General features: G+C 42.1%; 20 protein-coding genes. 2 read left to right on the top strand and 18 right to left on the bottom strand.

Features of this window, described 5'->3' with window-relative positions:
- The 7 genes from B2400_RS07890 to B2400_RS07860 form a co-directional block, all read right to left on the bottom strand.
- A complete protein-coding gene (locus B2400_RS07890) occupies positions 1–738 on the bottom strand; it encodes a TolC family protein (protein WP_293932399.1) in 738 nt (245 codons plus the stop codon).
- Between the two features lie 12 nt (positions 739–750).
- A complete protein-coding gene (locus tag B2400_RS07885) occupies positions 751–1,944 on the bottom strand; it encodes a sugar transferase (protein WP_293932397.1) in 1,194 nt (397 codons plus the stop codon).
- A complete protein-coding gene (locus B2400_RS07880) occupies positions 1,944–2,309 on the bottom strand; it encodes a response regulator (protein ID WP_293932395.1) in 366 nt (121 codons plus the stop codon). Before B2400_RS07880 ends, B2400_RS07885 begins: the two co-directional genes overlap by 1 nt.
- 118 nt (positions 2,310–2,427) lie before the next feature.
- On the bottom strand, positions 2,428–4,623 hold the full coding sequence (locus tag B2400_RS07875; protein ID WP_293932393.1) for an LruC domain-containing protein: 2,196 nt from the start codon (positions 4,621–4,623) through the stop codon (positions 2,428–2,430).
- 3,071 nt (positions 4,624–7,694) lie between these two features.
- On the bottom strand, positions 7,695–7,829 hold the full coding sequence (locus B2400_RS07870; protein ID WP_293932391.1) for a hypothetical protein: 135 nt from the start codon (positions 7,827–7,829) through the stop codon (positions 7,695–7,697).
- Positions 7,830–7,874: 45 nt separating this feature from the next.
- Complete coding sequence (locus B2400_RS07865; protein ID WP_293932389.1) at positions 7,875–8,507, bottom strand: response regulator; 633 nt, start codon at positions 8,505–8,507, stop codon at positions 7,875–7,877.
- On the bottom strand, positions 8,500–10,392 hold the full coding sequence (locus B2400_RS07860) for a tetratricopeptide repeat-containing sensor histidine kinase (RefSeq protein ID WP_293932387.1): 1,893 nt from the start codon (positions 10,390–10,392) through the stop codon (positions 8,500–8,502). The genes B2400_RS07865 and B2400_RS07860 overlap by 8 nt, the downstream gene beginning before the upstream one ends.
- A gap of 232 nt (positions 10,393–10,624) precedes the next feature.
- Here B2400_RS07860 and B2400_RS07855 point away from each other — a divergent pair, with 232 nt between their 5' ends.
- Together B2400_RS07855 and B2400_RS07850 are read left to right on the top strand one after the other, a co-directional pair.
- The gene (locus B2400_RS07855; protein ID WP_293932385.1) at positions 10,625–11,083 is read left to right on the top strand and encodes a hypothetical protein; all 459 of its coding nucleotides are present in this window, start codon (positions 10,625–10,627) and stop codon (positions 11,081–11,083) included.
- A 55-nt stretch (positions 11,084–11,138) separates the two neighbouring features.
- On the top strand, positions 11,139–12,134 hold the full coding sequence (locus B2400_RS07850; RefSeq protein ID WP_293932383.1) for an OmpA family protein: 996 nt from the start codon (positions 11,139–11,141) through the stop codon (positions 12,132–12,134).
- Between the two features lie 477 nt (positions 12,135–12,611).
- Here the strand turns inward: B2400_RS07850 and B2400_RS07845 are convergent, their stop codons facing one another.
- The 11 genes from B2400_RS07845 to B2400_RS07795 all read right to left on the bottom strand — a co-directional run bounded on the left by B2400_RS07845 (position 12,612) and on the right by B2400_RS07795 (position 23,233).
- The gene (locus B2400_RS07845) at positions 12,612–13,187 is read right to left on the bottom strand and encodes a ferritin-like domain-containing protein (protein WP_293932381.1); all 576 of its coding nucleotides are present in this window, start codon (positions 13,185–13,187) and stop codon (positions 12,612–12,614) included.
- A gap of 457 nt (positions 13,188–13,644) precedes the next feature.
- Positions 13,645–14,418, bottom strand: a complete 774-nt coding sequence (locus tag B2400_RS07840; RefSeq protein WP_293932379.1) for a hypothetical protein — start codon at positions 14,416–14,418, stop codon at positions 13,645–13,647.
- 21 nt (positions 14,419–14,439) lie between these two features.
- Positions 14,440–15,267 (bottom strand): conjugative transposon protein TraN, encoded by an 828-nt coding sequence (gene traN / locus B2400_RS07835; RefSeq protein WP_293932377.1) that lies wholly within the window; start codon positions 15,265–15,267, stop codon positions 14,440–14,442.
- A 10-nt stretch (positions 15,268–15,277) separates the two neighbouring features.
- Positions 15,278–16,522: a conjugative transposon protein TraM gene (traM, locus tag B2400_RS07830; RefSeq protein ID WP_293932375.1), complete on the bottom strand. Its 1,245-nt coding sequence runs from the start codon at positions 16,520–16,522 to the stop codon at positions 15,278–15,280.
- Complete coding sequence (locus B2400_RS07825; protein ID WP_293932373.1) at positions 16,512–16,763, bottom strand: hypothetical protein; 252 nt, start codon at positions 16,761–16,763, stop codon at positions 16,512–16,514. The genes traM and B2400_RS07825 overlap by 11 nt, the downstream gene beginning before the upstream one ends.
- A gap of 164 nt (positions 16,764–16,927) precedes the next feature.
- Positions 16,928–17,548, bottom strand: a complete 621-nt coding sequence (gene traK / locus B2400_RS07820; RefSeq protein WP_293932371.1) for a conjugative transposon protein TraK — start codon at positions 17,546–17,548, stop codon at positions 16,928–16,930.
- Between the two features lie 12 nt (positions 17,549–17,560).
- Entirely contained in the window at positions 17,561–18,754 is a 1,194-nt protein-coding gene (gene traJ / locus B2400_RS07815) for a conjugative transposon protein TraJ (RefSeq protein WP_293932369.1), read from the bottom strand.
- 26 nt (positions 18,755–18,780) lie between these two features.
- Positions 18,781–19,407, bottom strand: a complete 627-nt coding sequence (locus tag B2400_RS07810) for a TerB family tellurite resistance protein (protein WP_293932367.1) — start codon at positions 19,405–19,407, stop codon at positions 18,781–18,783.
- Positions 19,397–20,056: a hypothetical protein gene (locus B2400_RS07805; protein ID WP_293932365.1), complete on the bottom strand. Its 660-nt coding sequence runs from the start codon at positions 20,054–20,056 to the stop codon at positions 19,397–19,399. The genes B2400_RS07810 and B2400_RS07805 overlap by 11 nt, the downstream gene beginning before the upstream one ends.
- An 11-nt stretch (positions 20,057–20,067) precedes the next feature.
- Positions 20,068–20,748: a conjugal transfer protein TraI gene (locus B2400_RS07800; RefSeq protein WP_293932363.1), complete on the bottom strand. Its 681-nt coding sequence runs from the start codon at positions 20,746–20,748 to the stop codon at positions 20,068–20,070.
- Position 20,749: 1 nt separating this feature from the next.
- On the bottom strand, positions 20,750–23,233 hold the full coding sequence (locus tag B2400_RS07795; RefSeq protein WP_293932361.1) for a TraG family conjugative transposon ATPase: 2,484 nt from the start codon (positions 23,231–23,233) through the stop codon (positions 20,750–20,752).
- Positions 23,234–23,242: the final 9 nt, after the last annotated feature.

Genomic DNA, 23,242 nt, shown 5'->3' with positions numbered 1-23,242 from the left:
TTAAAACGAGATTATTTTTGTATTGCTCAATATTTCTAAGATAAGCACTTCGTTCCTTATTTTATACTCATTCATTTTTAGAATATCGAAAGCTTCCGTCTCGAGCTTTTTTGCCGTGCTTAGATCTGTGATGGTCGCATTACCCAATCTAAACTCATTTTCTAGCATCTTGTAATTTGCTTCGGCGATGTGGTATTCTTCTACTTTCTTCTGAAGCGTCTGCATTGCAGCCTTTGCCGAAAGATAAGCATTGACGATACGGATCTTTTGCTCATCTAACCATTTAGCTCGTTCCAGTTCCGTAAATCGACGCTCCATCTTTTGCCGCTTCACTCGGTTTCCTCGATCGAAAAGATCGTCTAGGGGCACATTGACACCAGCCGTACCGTACCAAGAACTCTGGGTTACCCCAGAGGATTGATAAAATAGCGGTGTAAATTCATTTGTGAAGGCTGAGTTAACTGCGATATTACCATATTGCCAAGATCCCCCTACACGGAAATATTTCAGCCAGCTTCGTTGCTCACTGGTAAGTTGGTTGTCTTGGACCTCCATTTTTGCTTCGTACATTTCAACGCTAGGACTCTTTTTCGCGTTTTCAAAAAGAGTATCTAAGGGGGGTAAAATCACTTTGGATAAATCCACAATGTCAATAGCTTGTTTTGGTGTAACTTGCTGTTGACCAGTTGCCACTAGCACCATTAGGCATAGTAAATACGTACAAAAAAATGATCTCATATTAAACATTCTTCAAACATCGGCCTTTTGCACGAATGCAAAAAACGTTTTAAACAAAATTTTTAGATCCAGCGGAAATGAGTAGTGCCTCGCATAATGAATATCGAGTGCTATACGTTCTTTATTGGACAGCTTTCCGTTATCTCCACGCTTCTCCACCTGCCATAGCCCCGTAATTCCAGCCGGAGCCATAAAGCGTTCGACGCTGTCATCGGTTGTAAGCATTTCGGCTTCATACAGCGGCAGCGGTCTATTACCCACAATCGACATATCCCCAATCAACACATTAAACAGTTGAGGTAACTCATCTAAACTGTATTTTCTTAGGACCCTACCTACTTTTGTTACTCTAGGATCCTTTTCCAGTTTAAAAAAAGTTGACTTTTGTTGTCGGAAGGCCGCACTGGCCCCTCTGAAAATTGCCTCATCGTCGATTAAAATATCCTCAGGATGATCCCAGGTTAGTTCTTCAGGACTCAGGACAAGCGAATTTATTGGCTCACTCGCCTTAGACTGCGCGGGTGCAGCATATTGATTCAGCGCCATATATTCCTTTAAGCGCGTATCAGCGTCAGAAAACATCGATCGAAATTTAAAGAAGTTGAACATTCGATATCCCGACCCTATTCGCTTAGACACGTAAATTACCCTACCAGGGCTTTCCAACTTTATGGCTACAATAACAGCAAAGAATAAGGGCATCAACAATAGAATTAATGTAGCAGAGAGAATGATGTCGGCGATTCTTTTGCCAATAGGAATGGTAAAGGCAGGTGGCGCCGAAAGAGGGATGCTAGGATCATCGTGAGTCAGATGAAGGGTTTCGAAATGGAGAAAAATAAACTTCTTTAATGATCTAAATACGTCCTTATCGGCGGAGGTACTAATAATGCTAGAAACACCTATGTCTTGGTATGCTTTCTTTCTCGCCTCTGTCAACAGATCTGTTATCGGCAAAATGATCAGCGATGGAAACTGCTTTGAAATTTGACTTAATATGCAAATATCTTGCTCGGAATCAACTGTTTCGAGATAGAACAGCACTCGATAGGTTCCCTCTCCGCGAGAGGCTAGATGCGATCTACAAGAATCTACATCCTTGAAATAATAGGTATCATTTTCAGATAAATTTTTGAAATTTTTCTGGAACGATACATCTAGGCTATTAAAATCACCAAGAAAGATATAATCACAAAATCCAGACATTACTTTAAGGCTTTGTTGATCCTCAATCTCAATTCCATCGGATTAAACGGTTTCAGTATAAAATCATCCGCACCATTCTCTAGAAGCTTAATACGAGTTGCTGTACTGTCCTCCCCGGAAAGAAAAATAACTGGGATGTGTTTGAAAAGCTCATTACCTTTCAAAAGCATCAAAAATTCAAACCCGTTCATTTCAGGCATTGAATAATCGGATATAATTAAATCGACCGTATTTTTATTATGCAACCATTCCATTGCTGAAACCGCGCTTAATACGGTATGCGTTTCATAATCGTTTCCCAAATAGATAGATATGAGCTGTCCAATTGCCGGTTTATCGTCTATAATAAGTATTCTTTTCTTCATTTTTTCTTTTTTAAAGCAATGTGGGATTTTTGCTTTTATGGATAGCAAAATATACTAGCAAATCTCAAGGGTGTTACCCTTAAGATTTTCGCTAGCATCTCATTATTTGGATTGGATATTATTTCTGAAAATCGTTGTACCATCCTGTCTGAATCACACCGCCACTTTTCGCCCATTCCATAAACTTCGGGTAGTGCTTGGTGATGTCTCTGCCCTCGGTAGGAAATTGAAAGGAGATTGGTACAGATAGTGCCCAAGGTTCGCCCATTTGCGTTTTGAAAATGTCGCTAACGCTCACATCGCCTGCTTTTACCGCCTTTTCTTTTAGGGCAATGTTCATTTTATCGGTAGCCGAATGACCCACCAGGTGGATCTCACTTCGGCCAGCACTATTTTGAGACTCGGTAAAAATAAAGGGGTTGAGCGCTTTTTGCGTGAAACCGTCCAGAGGCGCATTAAATTCAATTGTAATATCGAGTTCTATTGGCTTAAACGAACCATTCTGCGTTGATATGAACGCTACTTGTGAGATTCCGAATGCGCGGTGAGCATCGCCCACCAATCCTACCACGGCATACCTTTGGTCTTTTTCTATTCCTTTAGAGTCCAAGGAAAATGCTTGTCCCAACAGGTCGCTTCTAGAATAGTTAACAGACTTAATATTTCCCACTGGAATTCCATCCAACTGTATTGCTGCTGCAAGTCGTCTGGCAGCTCCAACAGAAGTGATTTTTGCTGAAAGCTTAACTTTTAATACTTTATTTTCTCGATTTTGAGTTTTCACCACCCTAATTTCTACCCCGAAATCATTCATATCATAATCCCCTTTCTTAGGCCAGTTATCTTCGAAAGCAAATGTATAGGGCTCCAAGGCTACTTCTGGTGGCGTCTGATTCTCCGGATTGCTCCCATTTGCGTCATCATTATTTCCGCCCTGGTTACACGCGTTTGCTGGAATTTCTAGTGTCGTTTGATCCAAAGGAACTATGGTGGCAGGTGAGGTAATAGTATACTTTCTATCCCACTGCCCGTTCGGCGTATGTTCCGAGCAAGCAATCTGAACGTTTCCTACATAATTCAAGGCCTCCCAGCCAACAATTTGAACCTTACTCATACGAACAAGCGCAAAATTATTCCCTATCCCCTCTACAAATGATTTATTATCTGAGAAATAGGCCGTCTCTTTTACATCCATGATTGCAGTTGCTTCCAGCGTATATGTGGTGCCATTGGATTGCAATGTACCGATCGACAATAGCGCGCCACTGGCTACCTTTACTTTGGCGCCATTGTTGATAAAAGTCGCTATTTCGGTATGGCAATTTGTCAAAAGAGTCGCGTTGGTCAAGTTTGCTGCCGACACCATCAAAGTACCTTGATTTTGGATAAGCGTAGAAGATGTGGTACTTTCGATTTTCCCGATAATTGCCTTACCAAAATTGATTAAACTTCCATTAGAAATGGAAGCAATACGTACAGTCATCTCTCCAAAATTTCTATAAACAACTTCGTTAGTGATTGAAAGGGCGTCCAGTTCAATACGACCATAACTCTCTAAAGAACCCTGTGTATTTTGCTTTATGCCAGCAAGTTTTACACTTCCTTTTTGCATAACAAATAAACCGTTCGATGCACCAATATCCAGGGTGTTGTGCGGCGCATTCCAGACTCCTTCAACATACACCAAGGCGTTGGTTGAGCCGTTATTGGCTATAATGTTTCCCGTAAACGTCGAATTCTCTTTGACGACATAAGATTTGTTGGATTGTAAGGATACATCATTTGAGCCTGAGATTGCAATAGCGTCGGCAGGCACTTGCCTTGCACTTACCGCACCTAACCCACCTAGAGCAACCGTCTTTGGTTGATCCGAAGTGCTCATGCGAATTTTACCAGAACCCTTCAGGTTACTGCTTAAGAGACTAGATTGCTTCAGAACAGCTTCAGTTACCTTTAACATTGTTAAAGAGGAATTGCCTTTCGGATCAGTCTGCTTTACATAGATATATTCTAACGACGACGGTATATCGATCTTATCCAAGTAGTCCTTTCCAGCTTTAGCTAGCCCCGCTCCCAGCAATTGGGCATTTTCAGCAAAGAACGGATCGCTATTATACAATTCAATCAAATAATCAAATTTTCCATCGTACTGATCGTTAACCGAAATATTGATCTCAACTTCTTTCGTTGTTGACCAGTTGAAGTTTTCAGGAATATTAACTCCAGCAGGGAATAAAGAATTAGACTCGTTTTTCTTTTCTTCATACAGATCTTCAATCTTACTGCAAGATGCAAATAGGATTGGAAATAGCATTAATCTTAAAAATAGCTTTTTCAATGTGATTCAATATTAAATATTTTGGTGACTACCTAGAGGTCACGTTTTATAGGGCAAAGATACTTTTTTAATTTATAAAATCTGCACGCTTACAAGTATTTAACCCCCATATGTAGAGTAAAAGCCACAAAATAAAAGTGCGGGCGTTAAAGCCCCTCTACTCGCTTGGCCATTTAACAAACATGCACAATAACATGGAAGAATGTGGGAACTAGCAGCTGGCATTACCCTGCTAATAAGTCTGATCGTGAACTCTCCATCTATTTATCAGGCATTCTTAACAAAAGTTGATCTTAAATTCTTTATATCCGCTATTTAAACACCGCTTTACACAAAAAATGATTAGTATTATTTTCCCCTTTAAACCGAAACTTAGGATGCATCTGCGAGACCAAATATTGGTTCTAAGGCATAAATTATAGTGAAGCTATAAAACAAAGGTTCAAAACTTGCAGTTTAAGCGCGCCAGCACGGCGCCCACAGGGCGCATCCGCACTTCAAATCCCGTCTGCCAATAACATTTTTCAAAATTTGAATTATATTAAAAGAAGATCAGACGAATGCCACTTTGAAAACGAATACAACAGAAAGAATACTTGCTATAGTAAAAACAAAGAAGAACAGAAAATTGCCTGACGAACTGCGATCGTCAGGAGAGTAAAACGTACCAATCAACATTGACCATGTGCAATGGTAGAATAAATGTGGAATTAAATAATGAAATAAAAAAGCCTAGCAAAGAAAACGCTAGGCTCTTATGAGCCACTTAAACCGGGCGGCAATTCGGCTCCAAATCATTTATTAATAATACAAGATCAGAAAAAATTTAGATTTAAAAAACCCGACGTTGCTTAGGCGCCAGGCTTATTAATTAACCTCTGAAATTCATTATAAATATACCAAACTAATGTTAAACAAAAAAGTCTTACCCACAATATATAAAAACTCTACCTGTGAAAACTATAGAGTCACTAATCAAGCTATTTTATTGATGTGGCGTGATGAAAGAAGGGTTACCCAGATAGGAAACAAATAATGGAGAGACGGGGCCGTCAAATGAAATAATGCCTGAGGAACAGCGAATCGTCAGGCTGAATGGAAACATTGCTCTTCGAAAACAATGTTTGTTTAAATATAATAAAAATTCTAAAAAAAGCCCAGCGCTTGAATGCGCTGAGCCAATTACTTAACATATCATTGAAATCCTATCTCAAATATAATAAAAACACCGATTAAAACGAACCCTAACCACCGATGATTAGGGTTTAGCAAAATAATTAATCGGCCAAGGGAGCCCTAACCTACGTTCCGTCTTAATGTGATATTTAAGGCAATCAAAAATATAAATAAAGGATTAAATTAAAGCTAAAAATCCATAAATTATTTGTTAAATAAGTGTGTTAAAAAACAAAAAAGCTGAGTAAACAAAACTCACGAATTAAACACTGAATAAAACATTAAAGGTACTAAGCGGAATCTCCATATAAAATTAGCCTAGCAAATGTAGGTATGCTAGACTAAAAAGGGCCCAATAACCTGGGAGGCTATGAGCCCATACACACTAACTAATACCACGCAAGATAAAGAAAAATAGAAACAACCTCAAGTTGAATGTATTTTTTTATGAATATTTTTAGGGTAGCCTTAAGTAGGCTACTGGTGTTGGAAATGTTATAGACCGTTAAAGGGCTTACAACAATGTGGGCATCGCAAACTCGCTCAACAAACTTTGAATTAGACTACCACATAAGGCGAGAGTTGACTCGCCACGTATTTTTAATATTTGACAACCTTTTAAAGGTTATTGGAAGATTGTTGAAAACCGAAAGAGGGAATTAGGATTATCAGGGACAACAATTCAAAACAGATGAACCGACGAGAATAACCACCTATCGTGCCGAGATCAATTATAGATAAATAGCCCTCGATCTACAGTGGTTGCATAAAATTAGCAGTAATGACTGGGTGTTGTAGGCGAATGTCATGTTAAACCGAAATCCAAGAAAATTAAATTTTCCAAGAATTGAGGTACAAAGATTCATCTTATAACTGCGGGGATAATGAAGCACGAGGATATATTAGCGTAATTTAGATTATAATCTTAAAATTGAAGAGGAATGTTCATCCATTAAGCAATACGGATCAAAATAACCGAAAGATCTGCGCTGGCAATCCGGACAGAAAGAGACTTGTTCCATAATAGGCCTCTCTTACTAACTTATCCACTCATAGTCACGTGTTTTTGTTTTTCGATATTATTATATTATTTTTAATAAACTGCTTCAAAACAACTAACACCAGCCTAGCGCAATGTTCGCTAGGCTCCCTTTTTGATATATCCATGCGGTAATGATATATTGAATTGAAGTCTTATGTTACATTAACGCTATGCTTCTCTGTGTAACATTTTTCTCGCGTTTCTTATTTACGCCGGACCTCCCCAAAAAAACAATAACGTTTAATCCGGGCAGGTCAACATTTGCATGATGACTTGTTCCCATGGCATGGTTTAATGCTCTAAGAATGCTATACAATTTTGCTATAAAAAGCTTTTATTCGCCATTTCGGCATAGCACGTTGGACAAGAATTTGCTAATTTTACATAAAATTTAAAGGTTTGTTATTGACGCCTAGCGTCAATAGACGGTGGACTTTTTTCGTTTTCAAATAAATCCTTAATTTTGCCTTCTATCAACTTTTTGATAGGCACACTCAGTAGTTTATGTTATTAGCCCAACTTTTGTATAAGGGGTTGGGCTAATTTTTCACATTCACAGCTAGCTCCTCCGCTTCTATTTCCTCTATGACATTCCTTTTTCTGATTGAAAGGCGCTTGCCCACAAATAATAATCTTCGGTGTTGGGTATGGTCTCTACTCATTGAATTCCAAGAGGCAATCGCAGAAAAACAACTTGAAAGACGAATACCTGGCTTCTACCAAACTCACTTTGTAATATCTTCGCCTGACTATAAAACAATTGCCACGGTCACAACTTGAAGCTTTCATTCTGCAGATGCTATCCATTTTGACAAACAAAACTTTTCTTTTAGCAAGCTATCTTATCAACGTTTTCGAATGGTTCGCCGAGAATGATTTTTGGGATTCCGCGCTGACGAGCGCTTACCTTTGCCTTAATCAGGTATCGATAAGCTACCGAGAAAACCTTAACACTCTCTTTCATGGGAGCTCAAGCTATTCCGCAACCAAACACCTAGGCGTCAAAGACTTAAATCAACTGATTTTGTATTGCAATCTTTATTAGCTCAACCATATTTTTTGCTTTAAACTTCTGCAACAGATTCCTGCGATGAGTTTCTACGGTTATTACCGAAATAAACAATTGCTCAGCAATTTGCGCAGAAGTATTCCCTTTGGCGATCGCTTGCAAGATCTGTTTTTCCCGTTTTGTCAACCTCGGAAGCTGGAATCCGGATGACGAACTGCGCAACATAATCTCCTGCACTTCTCTGCTCAATGCCAGATCCCCGTTCAGCGCTTTTTCGATACCGTCAGTTATTTCCCGTGAATCTGCATTTTTCAGAATATATCCATTTCCTCCATTTTCTAAAAATCGAAAGATTATGCTGCGTTCAGCTTGATTGCTCAATGCGATGACGATACATTGCGGCACTTTCTGCTTAATGAGCTTACAAAACTCCAGTCCGCTTCCATCGTTCAAGACAATGTCCAATAAAACTACGTCTATTTTGTTCTCTTGGATAAAATCCATGGCAGCTGATCCTTTGGTAAAAGAAAAAACTTGAAACTTAGTGTTCCTTTCTAAAAGCGATTTCAGCCCTTCCAAAATCATCGGATGGTCATCGACTATCGTCAGTTTTAATGTATTTCTATCATACATAACATTCCACATTTATCGTTGTTCCTTCGCCTTTGGTTGAAGTAATATCAACTGTTCCATTGATTAACTGCACTCTGTTCTGAATATTTTTGAGCCCCAGTCCATATATTACTTCCGATTTGTCAAAGCCGACCCCGTCGTCTTCTATGGTCAGGCTCAACAAATCGTTGTTTTGACTAATTTGTACGATCACACTGCTAGCCTGAGCATATTTGGTAATGTTGCTTATACTTTCTTGAACAATACGGTATAATGCAGTTTGCGTTTTAAAGGATATATCCTCCGAGAGATTGAATGACTCAAATTGTATCGAAAAGTGTTTTTGCGCCATGGCCTCACATAATTCTTTCAGGGCGATTTCCAAACCGATATTCTTCAAGGTTTCTGGCATCAAGTTTCTGGCGATTCGGCGCATTTCGGCGATAGACTTATCTATCTTTTCAATTACTTGATCCGTTTGAAACAATGCGTTATCAGAAATCGTCATACGTATATTGGCGAGCATTCCTCCCAAGCTATCGTGTAGATCCTGCGCAATACGCTGACGTTCCTGCTCTTCGCCCTGCAATATGGCTTGCGTCGCTTCGTACTTTCTTTGCTCCTTGATATGCAGCAGATCTTGCTGATGGCTTCGACTGATTTGGTCATTTAGTTTGTGTTGCTTTTTGTAATTTATAAACACTAGCAAGGCAATCACTAGGCTCAAAATAAGAGCAATGAGCAAAATGGTAATTCGTAGGTTCTTATTTTTACTCAGCAGCTCATTTTCTTCCTTCTGTTTTTCTAGCACATCAATTTTTCGTTGCTTATCGGCTGTCTGATGCAGAATCTCCAACTCATGCATTTTTTCTAACAATTTGTTTTGCTGGAGGCTATCGCCTAACACAGCGGCTTTCTTCATCCATTGGTAAGCCTCTTTGTATTGGCCGAGCATATTATTGACTCCCGCTAACTGTTCGTATGTTATTCTCCGGTTAACCGCTGTGGCAGGCAATACTTTTTCAGCTAGAATCAATTCTAACTGCGATTTTGCTTTATGATAGTCTTTCTGCATCAAATAAACATTATACATTCTAAAGTATAAAAGATGCAATAATTTTGTTTGCTTTGCTGCTTTAGCAAGTGCAGTGCCCTTTCTTAGACTGCTCAGGGCGTTTGGGAAATCCTGAACTGTCGTGTAATACATTGCCTCTTGAAAGTAATAATTCGGATAATGCTGTGATTTGGGAAAGGGACCAATAAGCTGCTTTGCCTTATCTAAATATACTTTCGCCGTTCTGCTATCGGGTTTATAGCAATAATTACTCACTAGGTTGAAATAGGTAATTAAGTGAACGCTATTCCTGTGTTCGATTTTATCAAGCTCGCCGAGGGCTTTTTTATGATATTCTTCAGCCTTTCCAAATTGGCCCACCGACATAAACGTCAACCCCAGCTGCGTATAGCTATATGCTAAAAGCTCAGTGTTTTTACTCTTTTCACTCAGGGGAATACACTTTTCAGTAAGCGTCTTTACGACATAATCGTAGCCCTTATCCTCCACTTGTATGTATGCATAATTATACCATGCCCTGATCAGGATGTCCGGACTGCTGGAATGCTTTTCAAGAGCAGTGATAGCCTCCTGATAGTATGACTTAGCTCGCTCTTTGTTACCTTGGTGGGAATAATGGAGCCCTTGAAAATATGCCAATATGCCTTTAGGCAATCTGTTTTTATGCGGAGATTCTATTACTAGATCCAGGGCTTGTTTACTCTTCAAACTGTCCATCTGCGCCCAATAGCCTGACAGTAACAAGGTATGATACAAGCGGGTGCTGTCGTCTTTTGTATGATCAATCTCCCTGTTGATTTTCTTTAGATAATCCTCTTCGTCTAATGGCATGAGCTGTTGGGCTTGCAATAGATGAACAAGGGATAGAAAAACAATTAAAATGCAAATCGGTCTATACACTGCTAAATAATTAAAAGGCAAATATCCAAATAAAAAGGGTGTAATTTTCAGTTTAAATAAAAACTACAGGTAAACCATTAGAAATGAAATCAAGGTTTTCACTGATTGTCTTGATTTTCCATTTTATGGAGATTTGTATCTCATCATAAATTCAAAACAAATCATGAAAAAAGTAAATGCAAAATTTGCCCTTTTAGGACTTTCTTTGGTATTGACAATGGGAACACTAGCGACCAGTTGTAGCAAAGATGATGACGGATACGAAGAGCCTACTAATGCTACAATCGATCCGGCGGTAGGCACTTACAAAGGAAAATTAACGGTATATACGAATTCTGGCGTAAAAGAATGGTACAATGCTGTTACTATCGTTACCAAAGAAGGTAGCAACAAGTTAAAATTTACAGCTAAAACGGGCGAGCCCTATTCCCTCATTAATCCAAAGACCTTTACGGTAGAAACAGGGGCATTCTTCGGTGAAAACACACAGGATATCGTCAGCTTAACAGGCAGTTTAGAAGGGATTTTTCACTTTTACGGTTCTAACAAAAATATTTCTGTTATCGCAGAAAAGCAGTCAGAGACGGAGTTACAATATCATTACGAGGGTGTAAAGCAATAAGTTGATTTTTTACAGGCTCGGGAATCAACTCCCCGAGTCAAAGATCACGACAATAATGAAGAAGAAATCGTTAATTCTTGCTATCTCGGTATTGCTTGCCTCGTGCAACCATGAGGCAGAGCAAAAGGAAGAGTCTTCGCCAAGGCTCATCGAATCAAAGGAAATGGTCACCGAGATGGCTACTATCTCCGAAGATTTCAAAATAGAGGACATCGAGGTGTCCAGCGCCGACATTGGTGATTTTCCGTTTTTAAATCTCCCTACAGGGTTGAAAGCGGCAAATGTTTTAGAAAAGAACTTTGATGTTTGTTTCTTTCCGCTAGATGGACGAATGGTGTCATTTGAGGGCCGACTATATAAGGCCAATGTCGTGGCGAGTCAAGGTGAAGACTATTCCCAACGATATTTCGAAAAAAGTATAGAAGAATACCTATTGGCGATTGGAGCCGTCAAAGTATTTGATGGGGAAATCAGCAAAGAAGAATACGAAAGGTACCATCGGAAGGATCCTAATAAAGGTGGAGCTGGCGACATGGGTTATTGGGACCAGCATATTCATTTCTACGTCGTGCGCAGTAACGACAACGGGAACATTTATATACAATACACATCCAATAATGCCGGTGGTCAGTTAAATATTCTCCAGGAAACGGTATTTGAGCAGACCATAACGAAAATAACCTCTGATAAAATTGCCGATGACTTAGCTGAGAAAGGCAAGGCTATTTTGTATATAAATTTTGACACCGACAAATCCAACCTTACAGCGGAAGGAAAAGAGGTTGTAAAGGAAATTACAGCAGCCTTGCATAAGGTTAAGTCGCTAAAGATCTCGATCGATGGCCATACCGACAATACAGGCGATGCTACACATAACAAAAGGTTATCGCAGGATCGTGCCGAGGCGGTGATGGACCATATAATTTTAGATGGCATTTCGCAGGACCGATTGATCGCTAAAGGTTTTGGTTCTGATCGTCCCCTATTCAGCAACGATACAGAACAAAATAAGGCAAAAAACCGTCGAGTCGAATTAGTAAAAATAAATTAAGGCCAATACCCTCGATTATTTTCTAATTAGTATATTATTTCATTGCGGGATATTCATGAAAATTTCTATTAGAAAATTTGATGGGTGGTTTGACGCTGTAAAAATAGCTCGCCACATAAACGTGTCATCGTTCGCATTATGCTGTTAAATTGATTAGGTATAAAATCGATGTGTTTGAGGCTTTAGATATTTTAGTGAGGGCGAAGCAGGACATGGATAGGCAACAGACCTCTGCTGTTTGTAATGTGAGCGCATCTGGGCAACAAAGGCTCAATTATGCACCCCTTCTATATATAATCAATATCCGTACGCTGTTGATTTCGATCGCATATTACTCGGTTGATTGTCGGGAAAATAGCTATATGTATTTCTAGTTAATTAATAGTTTGAATTGGTTTTAGCGGAAGTTTAGTTACAAAAGATTATTCATTAAGATGGCGGAACTAGAGTCCGCCATCTTTTGAATTTATGCCTATTCTACTTTTTATCAGCCTTGCTATTCAAATTAGTATCGGCGAGTGATGTTAAACTTTCGTCGCACGCTTTCTCTTCCTTAAGCGTGGTCAATAACAATTTGAGCGCTTCTTCGTGTTTCAAGACTTTTGCGAAGGCCGCCAGTGTCCCATAAGAAGCTATTTCATAGTGCTCAATTTTTTGAGAAGCTGCAATTATTCCCGCATCACGTACTGCGCCGGGCGCCGTTTCTTCCATGATACTCTCCCCTTCTTCGATGAGTCCCTGCATGGCGTCACATTTCTCAGTTTCAGCTTTCACGCCGATCGATTTAAAAACCTCTTGCAATCGCTCAACATGTTGTTTGGTCTCTTCCAGATGTCCAGTGATCGCATCTTTCAACTTTTTCGATGTGGCATTTTTCTCCATTTTAGGCAATGCTTTAATTAATTCCTTCTCTGCCCACAAAATATCTTTCAGCCCGTCTTCGAATAATTCTTGAAGATCTTTTGCAGCGTCCGTTTTCGCTTTTACCGTTGCCTTCTTTTGAGAAGCCGGCTGTTCATTTTTCTTCGTTTCTTTTTTAGTCGTTGTTGCCATAATTAAGATGTTTATGTTTTCTGTAGAACAAACTTTTTAATACATGGTTTGGCAACTAAATGAAATTATTGCCGAGAGCACCATCCTATTGCGCCGAACGCTAACTCCGGCAGCAGCTAGCCAACACTGGGATAGCAAGCGATAATTTGATATCATCTATCTAAAAAATTCGATTTGGCTTCCGATATCGCTGCGGAACGATGGACGGTATCGAAGATACCCCATCTGGTGCAGATCAATTATGCACTGGTGATAGGTAGCGACCGATACTCTTGCCGCCCGTGCACCGTCGCGCGCGAACATGCGCAAAGGAGAGCGGTATTCATGCTCATACCATCGTTGGAGCAGTGCAATGTAGACGGCTAAGTGCGACTTGCCTATCCGCGGGTCTTGAGCGGATTTGCGGAAAAATCGATGCAAGCAAGAAGAAACATTCATACCATCCATCTTCTTTGAATTAGAGCCTCTTTCCTTTTGATTGCTTAGCGGGTGGCTGCTGATCTTCCTGAAGTTTTTGTTTATTTTCCATCTGCACATCTTGCGCACTCTGCTGTCCGTGCTTGTCTAAATTCATTGAGACGAATTCTAGGCGCATCGAACCATCGTAAATTGCCACGGACTTAAACTTGGGATTCGCCTCCAGAGAAACTTGCCGCGACCCTTGTTCCAACATAAAAGTTACATCATGGCGATTCCCGCGTTCTAACGAAGCTATAAGGTATTCTTTGCTGTCCGGGTATTGCAGATCGCTGATGGGAAACTTCTCTAGCTCTCGAGGGAGATCGAACCCGTAATTTTCATGATAATGGCGGAATTTCCTATTACCTTCCAAATCAACTGTTTTAAAATCAAGCTGCACCCATGCCCGATAGCGCTCACCCTTCTTGTTGGTTAAATCTTTGTGTACAGCGCGCCCATGCATCAGATTGTAGGCCTCTTTTAAAGTGAAGCGATCTCTTCCGTTCACATAAAACCGCTGCTTGATGCTCTGCTGGCTCGCGCGGTTGGTGATTTTCAACTCATAGGAATTAAAAAAATACATGTCGGACTGTTTAGATTTAGAGAATCTTAGTTGGGCAGCAATTCGTTCGCCCTGGTCCTCTCGTTTAAAATTAAGCGTAAATTGATCTTGGCCTTTTTTCATAGCTTTCTGCAAATTAGCATTCATCGAATCGCCAAATCCGCTATACAATAATTGGTCTCGGAGGTATTCATAATTTTTTTGGTTCATAATAATTTTCCTTTCTTATGTTTAGTTTAACGGAACCGCTTTCATTAAGTGCTTATTCTTTATCACCAGTTGGTGGTGGCGCCCTCCTTGATCTTCCCAAAGCTGCAGTCGTAATTCTTTCCCTTTGCCCAGCGACAATTTAGGTGTCACTAGCACTACGGAATGTGCAGAACGTCGTTCCAATCGTCTGACATCACCCAAGACATATAGCGGAGGTATCTCTATTTCTTGGTGGGCCCCACGTCGCGCACGTTTTCCATCGCTGCTATAGAGCGCTAGCCGACTGATATCAAAAGGAATATAGCTCTTATTGGTAAGCTTAACATGAAAGTACATCTGATCTTCGCTGATATAAATCCCGTTAAGGCGTAGGCCAATCTGTTGCCTTTCCCGGCCGACCGACATACTAGGCACTAGCAATTGCGATACCTTTAGGGCGCGAGCGTGATACCGCTTGCGAGCCTGAGTAGCGCGATCATTGACGGCGTCTGGTTGTACAAGACCGACCTCCCAGATGAGTTTTGTGGGGCTTTGCTCGTAGGAAACATTGAAAACATGCAGACTACCATCCGCGCACAGCACGGAAAGGTTAGTGTTCTCAAAGCCGGATCCTGATGCTTTTATTTGGAGTAGGTCAGCCGCCATGGGTGACCGTTGAGCCAGAATGTCCGCGCTTCCTCGGTCAAACACCGTGATGGGATGGGCAAACAGAATATTAGTAGTTTGCTTTTCATTAATCTTTATTGTATCTCGGTGCAAACGTGCATACGTTTTTATCGAAGACTGCGCCGAACATAGCTCTGCCATCAGCAGTGGCAAGTAAAATAAAATGTTTAATAGGAGTTTCATAGCATAATGATTATTTAACAATGGATAGGTCTTTTAAAAGCAAGCGATAATCAGACTTGAGTTCTATTCTAATACGCCTAGCTCTCTTGGAAAACAGGGACTTTGCAGCCTGGATTCCGGCGCTGGTAGCCTCAGAAATTAGTGCAGAAGAGATATTTTGTCCAATTCCTATTGATTGTACGGATTGATCTGCTGATCTGATGATCACCTCCCGGTCCAGCATCTCGGGCACGTATATCCCTTGAATGCCATCAATGTCATAAACCTCTAACTTAGTATTTACGATGCGGCCATTCACATTGATGTTCCCGACGCGGATCTTCATCCGTTCACCATTTAACTGAACAGCTCCATATACGAACGTGCCTTTGGGAACGTTTACACTTCCGGCATGGTAGTCTTCTAAGAGCCTCATCTTCAGCACCGATCCATTTCCAACAACTTGATTTTCGTGGATTACGGCAGTTACTGCGTTGTGAGCGGCCATATCAGCAGAAAACACACTGGAATAAAACCCGCTGGTCAATGAAGAATCTTGCATACGCTCCTGGAGTAATGTTCCTCTACTGGAGGCTTCTCGCTCCAAGTGGTGCTGTTGCGTAAGCTCAATTTCGGAGGAGGATGCGTTTGAGGCTTCCTGCGGCCCTTGAATTTGGATAATTTTATCTAACATCGTGTTCAGCTGCTGTATTTCAGGATCTGGCTCAGTTTCCAGCGTGGAGTTTGAGTGATAAAGCGGAGTAGCTCTAGCTGGCCTTGCCATCGATTTCGGACCATCTACTTCTAAGGGTGTCTCGATCCGCTGAGCAGCGGTGGAAGAACCAGAGGGGGCATCAAAATCCGAAACTTCGTGGAGACTGCGATCCAACTCCGCCAATTTCAAATAGAGCTGTTTTTCATAATCAGGCCCCTGCTCATGCATCCCATTAGCGTGTTCACTTACTGGATATAAACCATCGATTTGTTCGGTCCAGTTGTCCATAAGTGGTTCCCATTGGTTGTAATGCTCGGCGCTGTCCTTTTCCGATTTACGGTAGTGGTCCAATTTGGACATTTCACGGTCCCTGTTGAGATCCGTCGAGGGAAGCTGCATTAGCCCTCCATGCGATGCTGTACTAGCCTGTTGGGCGGATGTCCCTGATTTCATCGCCCAAAAGATGACAGCCAGAAAAGGGGAACACAGGAATGGCAGGATAAGCAAAAGCCGTTTTTTAGCCTGTGTAAGTTTCAGCGGTAATCTAATTCTAAAAGTCATGGTAACGATTTTTATAGTGTAACAATATCAGTTTTGCGCTATCTAATAGTCCTGGGCGCTTGTTCATAATGCTGTCATGGAGATGTTTCCCCGGCTCGCTTCTGCTCAGACTGTCCATATAGCGGCAGAATCGTTGAATTCGGCGATATTCTTTCTCCATTATCGGCAGTTCGTCAGCTGGGAACGATGCCTCTAGCCAAGCAATTGGACCTGTTTTTGGAAAAACAATGCTATCCAACATTGACGGGCGATAAACAAAGCATTGAATGATGATTACTAGGAAAACAATAAGAAGAAACAGGGCAAGGCGTAGTCCTCGCCGGAGCAACATTTTCTGATCCTTCCTTGCCCGCCAATTTAGGAGCCGCTTGCGAGGAAACTTGTTAAAGAACATTAATTTTCTCATCAGTATCTGTTTTGAGTGGATAAATCTCTATTACGAACGGTCCGCCAACGCTCAATAAGAAAACCGTGGGGATTGTTATCGCTACGGGACACTCTTCTTAAGTAGCCTTCGGTAACCAACTCTCGATGTGTTATACTGCGTGGACGAATAATCTGTTGATTTGAAAAGCATCGAAAACGGTAGGGATACTTTTCCACATCGACCTGTACGCTGTCCACCCGAATGGTTTGATTGACGTTGCCTGAAATCAGGCTTGCATAGAAGCCATTTTCCTGTAGGTCATCATAAGCGCGCTTGGCACTCACATCGGCCAAGTATAATGCGTTCTGGAGATTATATTTGATGGCTTTCTCGTCCGGATCTAAGGTGAAGAAATAACGGTGGAAGCTGCGTATGTGCTCACGCGCCTCTACGGGAATATTGTCTCTGGTACTGGATGCAAAAACCTGAAAGGCCTTCCCATCGGCCAGTACATAAATACGGTCCTGCGTTCGACTTACCAGTCGGTAGGCGAATCCCAAAGCGATTACTAGTACAAGACCGCTGGAAATAATCACCAGCACCACTGTCTGTCGCAGCTGACGAAAAGCCGTATCGATATTTTTTATTTTGTTGAACATATTTATCTTTTTTTAGGGTGTCCCTTTCATTTTTTCGCGCATATAATCTTCTGAACGTTGGGGGCGTTCCTGGGGCTTATCGGAACTTGATGGAGTTCCTACAGCATCTGCAATGTGGCTGACGGCATGCTGCGCTCCTGCCAGAGCCACACCGGCGGCGCCGCCAACAGCTGCAGCTCCAGCATTTGCCGTAGTAGTGAAAGCCGTTGAAACTTGCCGACTATAGGCGTCGCCCATACCAGCACTGACAATGTAGCCAGCAACGGCGGGCACTGTAAAATAACCCACGATTCCGATGAGCAAGAAGATAAGATAGGCCACATCCGTACGACTAAAAAAGGTGTCGCCCGCATCTTGGATCTGGGCGAGATCAATCTTCAGCATATTCTCCTGTATACGGCCGATAATGCTACCAAAGATGTTCGCTACGGGCAGCCATAAAAAAACTTGTATATATCGGGCCAACCACCCGCGAAGCAGATGTGTAAATCCATCAAAAACACACAGCCCAAATACGAGAGGCCCCAAAATAGCTAGTACAATCAGCTGAAATGTGCGTAGCGTATTGATACATAGTGCGGCAGACTGAAAGAGCACCGCTAGGATCTCGCTCATCCATTCTTTAACACTGTTGCGAAAAGCGTATGACGCTTTGGCCATCGCGAACTTAATATCATTGCCAACCCCCTCCAACATCCCTTCTCCCGAGGGGGAATCATCGTAGGTATACTTATACCAGCGATCCCTATCGCCAGCACCGTCGTGCCCGACGTACATTTGCCAGGTGTCGGTTTCTTTTATTTGCTCCTTTTTTGCTCGTAAAAGTTCGCTTATCGCTTTATCTGATCTGCCAACCATTTGGCCCGTGGCCTGCACGATCGGCTGCAGGACTCCATTAATTAGCCCAACGACACTAGGAAAGAAAGCGATGCAAAAGCCAAGAGCGAACGGCCGAAGCAAGGGATAGAAGTCGATCGATTCGGCCCGCACGATATGTCGCCAAACTCGGGCACCGATATACCACAGCGCCGCAAACCCGGCGATACCTTGCCCGGCCCCGACCAGTCCGCTGCAGAGCGGGATCATTTCTTGATATAGTTGGTCGAGCACCTGCTGCAAACTCGCTATCTCGCCGGCAAGATCTTGGGCCCTGCCCCCTTGGGGTAGAGCAAAAAGTAAAAGCGAGGGTACTAAAAATCTTCTCATAAGCATATATTTTTGATAAAAATTTATCAGCGATTCATCCTTTCAACCCAGAGCACGTCATTGTATTCCTTCATGCGCTGAAGGACCAATAGCTTGTTACGGGAATCAAAGGCGTTTATCGATAGTTTGCGTTCTCTTTGTTTTTCCAGCAGTGCGTCTATCGCTTCTATCCTTTCTGAGTCGCTCATTCGAAACTTACCATCTGCAAGGATTGCAGTGAGCTCTTCCAAGGTTTCCACACTTTCTTTCATAGCCCTACCATGTACACGCGCTATATATTGGAGTTCATTGGAGTTAAAACAATCGGAGCGAATGAAGGATAGATAAGAGCGCTTGGTTTGATCCAGGAGTTGAAGCTGTAGACTGATTAGTTCGGAGATTCCGTAATATTTTTTAACCGTCGGATTAACTTTTAGCAATCCGTCAAGGAAAGCTTTGTGCAAGGAGAAATTACCCTGTGTGATATCCTTAACGCTTCCATAACCTTTCGATAGAATCTCATAGCCCTGTTTCATTTGACGTAGGACATCCTTGAACTGCGCCAGCTTTTCTACGTTCAGCAGTAATTGTGTGACTTCGTGTTTTTGACCCGAAACGTACACGGGTAAGTGAAAGATCAGCAATGCTAGGATCCACCTAGCTTTAGTTTTCATCCACAACCTCCTTCCCCAATAAAAGCCGATTAAGTCTATGATACTCGCGTTTCTTCGCCCCTTTTGCAGCTATCAGCGCATCTAAGTCCGTAACGATGGTTTTTGAAAAGGCGAACTCAGATTCCATTTCGGCTAAACAACGATCCAGGAAGCTTAAACGTTGTTGGTCGTTCATCGCCGGTTCCGATGCGTATAGAACCATTTTGAGCTTTTCCTCTCGCCTCATCCTATCTAGGTTTATTCTCGAAAATATTCCACGGAAATACTGTTTTTCCGATGCCGCCAAGGCACCATTTTCGGTTAGTTTAGCTGCAAGTCGCAGGTTATAGGAAATACGTAAATTTATTCTCTTAAATTTTTGCTCATAAGATATAGGGATCGCGCGTATCATGCCCATACGGACTCGTTCGAAAAAAGTGCGATGCTGCTCAAGTTCGGATCTTTTGCTGCCTGCCACAGCGGCCAGACCCGCGGCAAGTACATCATAACCCTTCTTGATATAATCGGAATACATATTGGCTGCGAGAACCTGTTCTAAAGAATACCGATTTTGAGTCCGCTTCTGCCGGAGCCACTCGGCGGTGTTTTGCGCGTTGGTATGGGTTACAAAACTTGCCAACAATACTGAAATAATAAGTTTCTTATCCATAGGATTCATTTTTAGTTTAGTCCATAAATAGATCGGAGATGTTGGTCGTCCAGTACATTTTTTTGCCGATTCAAACGCAGGATATTGGTCTGTTGGTTGAAAACTTTCATGTCAAAGTAGTTCGCTTCCATGCGCTCACGCACCTGCTCGATCAGCGATAGACGCTCAGCATCGCTCATTTGGGTAGTGAAAGATTGGATCACAAGGGTAAGCATGTCGACATTCTCCATACAGTCTTGCAAAATGCCTTGATGAACTTGTTTAATGTGGGCCTTGTCCGCCACACTAAATAGCGGATCTGAGGAGAAGTTCCTCCAGGCCCGTTGATATTCTTGAAGAATCGATTTCTGCAGGGCTGCCATTTCAGTAATCCGGCGATAATACCGGATCACAGTTTTCACCCTCGTTAGTTCATTGTAATATTCACTATAAAGCTGGCGCTGACGTTCAGACCATTGTGTGATTTCTTGAAGTCGAAGTTTAGAGAGCTTATTTTCTAATTCTTTCTGAGCGTTCTGCAGCCATATTGTTTGGTTCTGAAGCCGCTGCACCCTTAGGTCGACCGCTTTGATGACCCTCTTGATCCCAGCTTTAATGACCTGAGCGATCGCCAGCTGGCTATATCCCTGCGTTATGGGAACACAAACGAGTAGGCCGATCAGCAGTATTTGTGCGAATTTTCTATTTTTCATATCAATCTCCTAGTTTTACCTGTCCGCTTCTAATGGCATTAGCTAAGTTGCGCACCCCGCTATGCAGGCTGCCGCCCGCCAGACGTACATACTCGCTGAGCATCAACTTTTCTTTCTGCTCGGTACTGAAAATCAGATATTCTTCCAAGGACACCTCCGTACGAAACACTCTGCTTACCACTCCTCCTAAACTGATAAATACTTCCTTGTATTTTAATTCCGGATCATTGGAGCGGTTCAGAGAAAGCACCTGGGCCTTTTCCTTTTCCGTGAGCCCCAAGAGCTCTTGGATATGATCGAACTTATTCTGGTATTTGCTCTGATCGAGCAAGATTTTGCAGTCGCTGTTGTTTATGATAGCCTGTTTAACGACCGGCGAAGAAATGATATCATCAACTTCCTGTGTAACTACAATCGCTTCGCCATAAAATTTTCGAACCGTCTTGAATAAATATTGTATATACTGGGCAAATCCTTCCTTCATTAGCGCTTTCCATGCTTCCTCAATTAGGATTACTTTGCGAATGCCTTTTAACTTACGCATCTTAGAGATGAACACTTCCATAATGATCAAAGTAACCACTGGGAAAAGAATGGGATGGTTTTTAATTTGATCCAGTTCAAATACAATAAAGGGCTGCTGAATAAGATCCAGATTTTTTCGTGCGTTCAGCAAGTAATCGAACTCTCCGCCTAAATAGTATGGTTTTAGAACATATAGAAAGTTGTCCATATCAAAATCTTGTTGCTTGACATGTTCTCTTCTTAGCTGATTGTGGTAAACCTCTTTGAGATATTCGTAAAAAGTATTGAACGACGGAAAAATATGGGTGTTAGCCCCCAAATACTCGTAGAATCCGGTTATCGCATTGGATAAGGCAACATATTCGGATCGCCTAAATGTTTCATCATCTTTTTTCCAGAGTGCCAACAGAAGCGATTTGATGCTCTCTTTTTTCTCGGTATCCAATGAATCGCTCGCCTCCAGATAAAAGGGGTTGAATTCAAGAGGCTGCTGTTCACTATAGGTGAAGTAATAACCTGAGACCATCTCGCACAGACCCTTATAGCTGTGTCCAACGTCAACTAACACGATATGGCTGGACTGCTGCAAATAGGTACGCACTAGATGATTTGTAAAAAATGATTTGCCGCTTCCGGAGGGTCCAAGAATGAACTTGTTTCGGTTCGTACAAAATCCTTTTGTTATCGGCTCATCGGAAATGTCCACGTGCAGGGGATTGCCTGTCAACCGGTCTCCAAGCCGTATTCCTACCGGACTGTTCGAACTTCGAGCAGCCGTCTCCAAATTCAGCAGACAAGCAGCCTGCGGTGCAAAGGTGTGGAACGTATCGTTCATTGGAAATTCTGCGGCATTCCCGGGTATGCCGGCCCAAAAAATTTGTGGCGCACCGACGGTTTCCAACTTGGTGACAGCATCGATTTGAGACAATGCTGAGGAGACACGATCTTTTATCTGCTGCAATTGCGATTTATCGCTGGCCCAGACCAAGAGGTTAAAATGTGCTTTGATAGGTTGTCGCTTCAAGCTGGCTGCTTCCTGCAGAAACTCATCGGTTGCCTGGCGCGCAAATGCATTTTCTCGAGAATATGCTGAAAGCGATTGAAGCCGAAGTCTCCTACGCTCAAATCTCTCGATCGTTTTGATGCGATTATCAATAAACATATATTGGTTATAGATATGATCGCACGGGAGCAGTTGACCGATGCTCGATACGAAACCGATTCCCAACTTGGATCTTTCCGTCGAATATCGACTGTAGTCAATTCTGCTGCCACATACATTAGGAAGGTCGCTCACGTCCGAAAGCGAATATAGCTGACACAAGCGATCGCCAATCTTGAGTTCTTCGCCGATCGTAATATCATTAAGTTGTAAAGGTTTTTCGGTAAGGGATAAGGTTAGGTAAGCCTCAATAAATCCTTTCTTGTGCGCGTCGCTCAGAAGCTCCTCTCTTGTCAACCGCTTAGTTTTTACCAAACCGCTATCGTTCAAAATACGTGTAAACTGAGAACAGATTCCCTCGAAATCGTTTAGCCATTTTTCTTCCAGGAGCTCCGTCGGAATAAATTTCCCAGAAACCAGGCTGCTGGTTAGTGAGCTCACTGTTTTTCTGCTGCTCGAACATCGGGTTAGCATCATAAAGCAGCGATGTTTAAGGAAAGGCCTACCGCTGAAGTGTTCTTCACTGCACCGGTCTAAGTGGCTGAGGCTGCCGTCATGGAAATCCGCAGTATATTTTGCTAAGTTGAACCAGTCTTGTTTATGAAAAATGGTCCCCTCGGGAAGCGTGCGTATGGCTTTAATCCACGCTTGATGGAGCGACTCGTATTCCAGATCCGACAGCGTAAATATTTCAGGAAGCGTTACCTCATAAGCAATAGTTACATCTCCCGATTTGCTGAGTATGCAATCGTGCTCCACGTCCATTATAGGGAAAATATCTTCTAAATTGATGCCCATAAGATTGAA

Source organism: Sphingobacterium sp. UBA6645, from assembly GCF_002455685.1.
GTDB lineage: Bacteria > Bacteroidota > Bacteroidia > Sphingobacteriales > Sphingobacteriaceae > Sphingobacterium > Sphingobacterium hotanense.
Note: the sequence above shows the minus strand (reverse complement) of the source record. Positions and strands in the feature narration are given on the sequence as shown.

Coding starts and splice junctions, on each gene's coding strand:
- B2400_RS07890 (WP_293932399.1), bottom strand. CDS start 738: ATGAGATCATTTTTTTGTACGTATTTACTATGCCTAATGGTGCTAGTG.
- B2400_RS07885 (WP_293932397.1), bottom strand. CDS start 1,944: ATGTCTGGATTTTGTGATTATATCTTTCTTGGTGATTTTAATAGCCTA.
- B2400_RS07880 (WP_293932395.1), bottom strand. CDS start 2,309: ATGAAGAAAAGAATACTTATTATAGACGATAAACCGGCAATTGGACAG.
- B2400_RS07875 (WP_293932393.1), bottom strand. CDS start 4,623: ATGCTATTTCCAATCCTATTTGCATCTTGCAGTAAGATTGAAGATCTG.
- B2400_RS07870 (WP_293932391.1), bottom strand. CDS start 7,829: ATGAAAGAGAGTGTTAAGGTTTTCTCGGTAGCTTATCGATACCTGATT.
- B2400_RS07865 (WP_293932389.1), bottom strand. CDS start 8,507: ATGTATGATAGAAATACATTAAAACTGACGATAGTCGATGACCATCCG.
- B2400_RS07860 (WP_293932387.1), bottom strand. CDS start 10,392: ATGCCATTAGACGAAGAGGATTATCTAAAGAAAATCAACAGGGAGATT.
- B2400_RS07855 (WP_293932385.1), top strand. CDS start 10,625: ATGAAAAAAGTAAATGCAAAATTTGCCCTTTTAGGACTTTCTTTGGTA.
- B2400_RS07850 (WP_293932383.1), top strand. CDS start 11,139: ATGAAGAAGAAATCGTTAATTCTTGCTATCTCGGTATTGCTTGCCTCG.
- B2400_RS07845 (WP_293932381.1), bottom strand. CDS start 13,187: ATGGCAACAACGACTAAAAAAGAAACGAAGAAAAATGAACAGCCGGCT.
- B2400_RS07840 (WP_293932379.1), bottom strand. CDS start 14,418: ATGAACCAAAAAAATTATGAATACCTCCGAGACCAATTATTGTATAGC.
- traN (WP_293932377.1), bottom strand. CDS start 15,267: ATGAAACTCCTATTAAACATTTTATTTTACTTGCCACTGCTGATGGCA.
- traM (WP_293932375.1), bottom strand. CDS start 16,522: ATGACTTTTAGAATTAGATTACCGCTGAAACTTACACAGGCTAAAAAA.
- B2400_RS07825 (WP_293932373.1), bottom strand. CDS start 16,763: ATGTTGGATAGCATTGTTTTTCCAAAAACAGGTCCAATTGCTTGGCTA.
- traK (WP_293932371.1), bottom strand. CDS start 17,548: ATGTTCAACAAAATAAAAAATATCGATACGGCTTTTCGTCAGCTGCGA.
- traJ (WP_293932369.1), bottom strand. CDS start 18,754: ATGAGAAGATTTTTAGTACCCTCGCTTTTACTTTTTGCTCTACCCCAA.
- B2400_RS07810 (WP_293932367.1), bottom strand. CDS start 19,407: ATGAAAACTAAAGCTAGGTGGATCCTAGCATTGCTGATCTTTCACTTA.
- B2400_RS07805 (WP_293932365.1), bottom strand. CDS start 20,056: ATGGATAAGAAACTTATTATTTCAGTATTGTTGGCAAGTTTTGTAACC.
- B2400_RS07800 (WP_293932363.1), bottom strand. CDS start 20,748: ATGAAAAATAGAAAATTCGCACAAATACTGCTGATCGGCCTACTCGTT.
- B2400_RS07795 (WP_293932361.1), bottom strand. CDS start 23,233: ATGGGCATCAATTTAGAAGATATTTTCCCTATAATGGACGTGGAGCAC.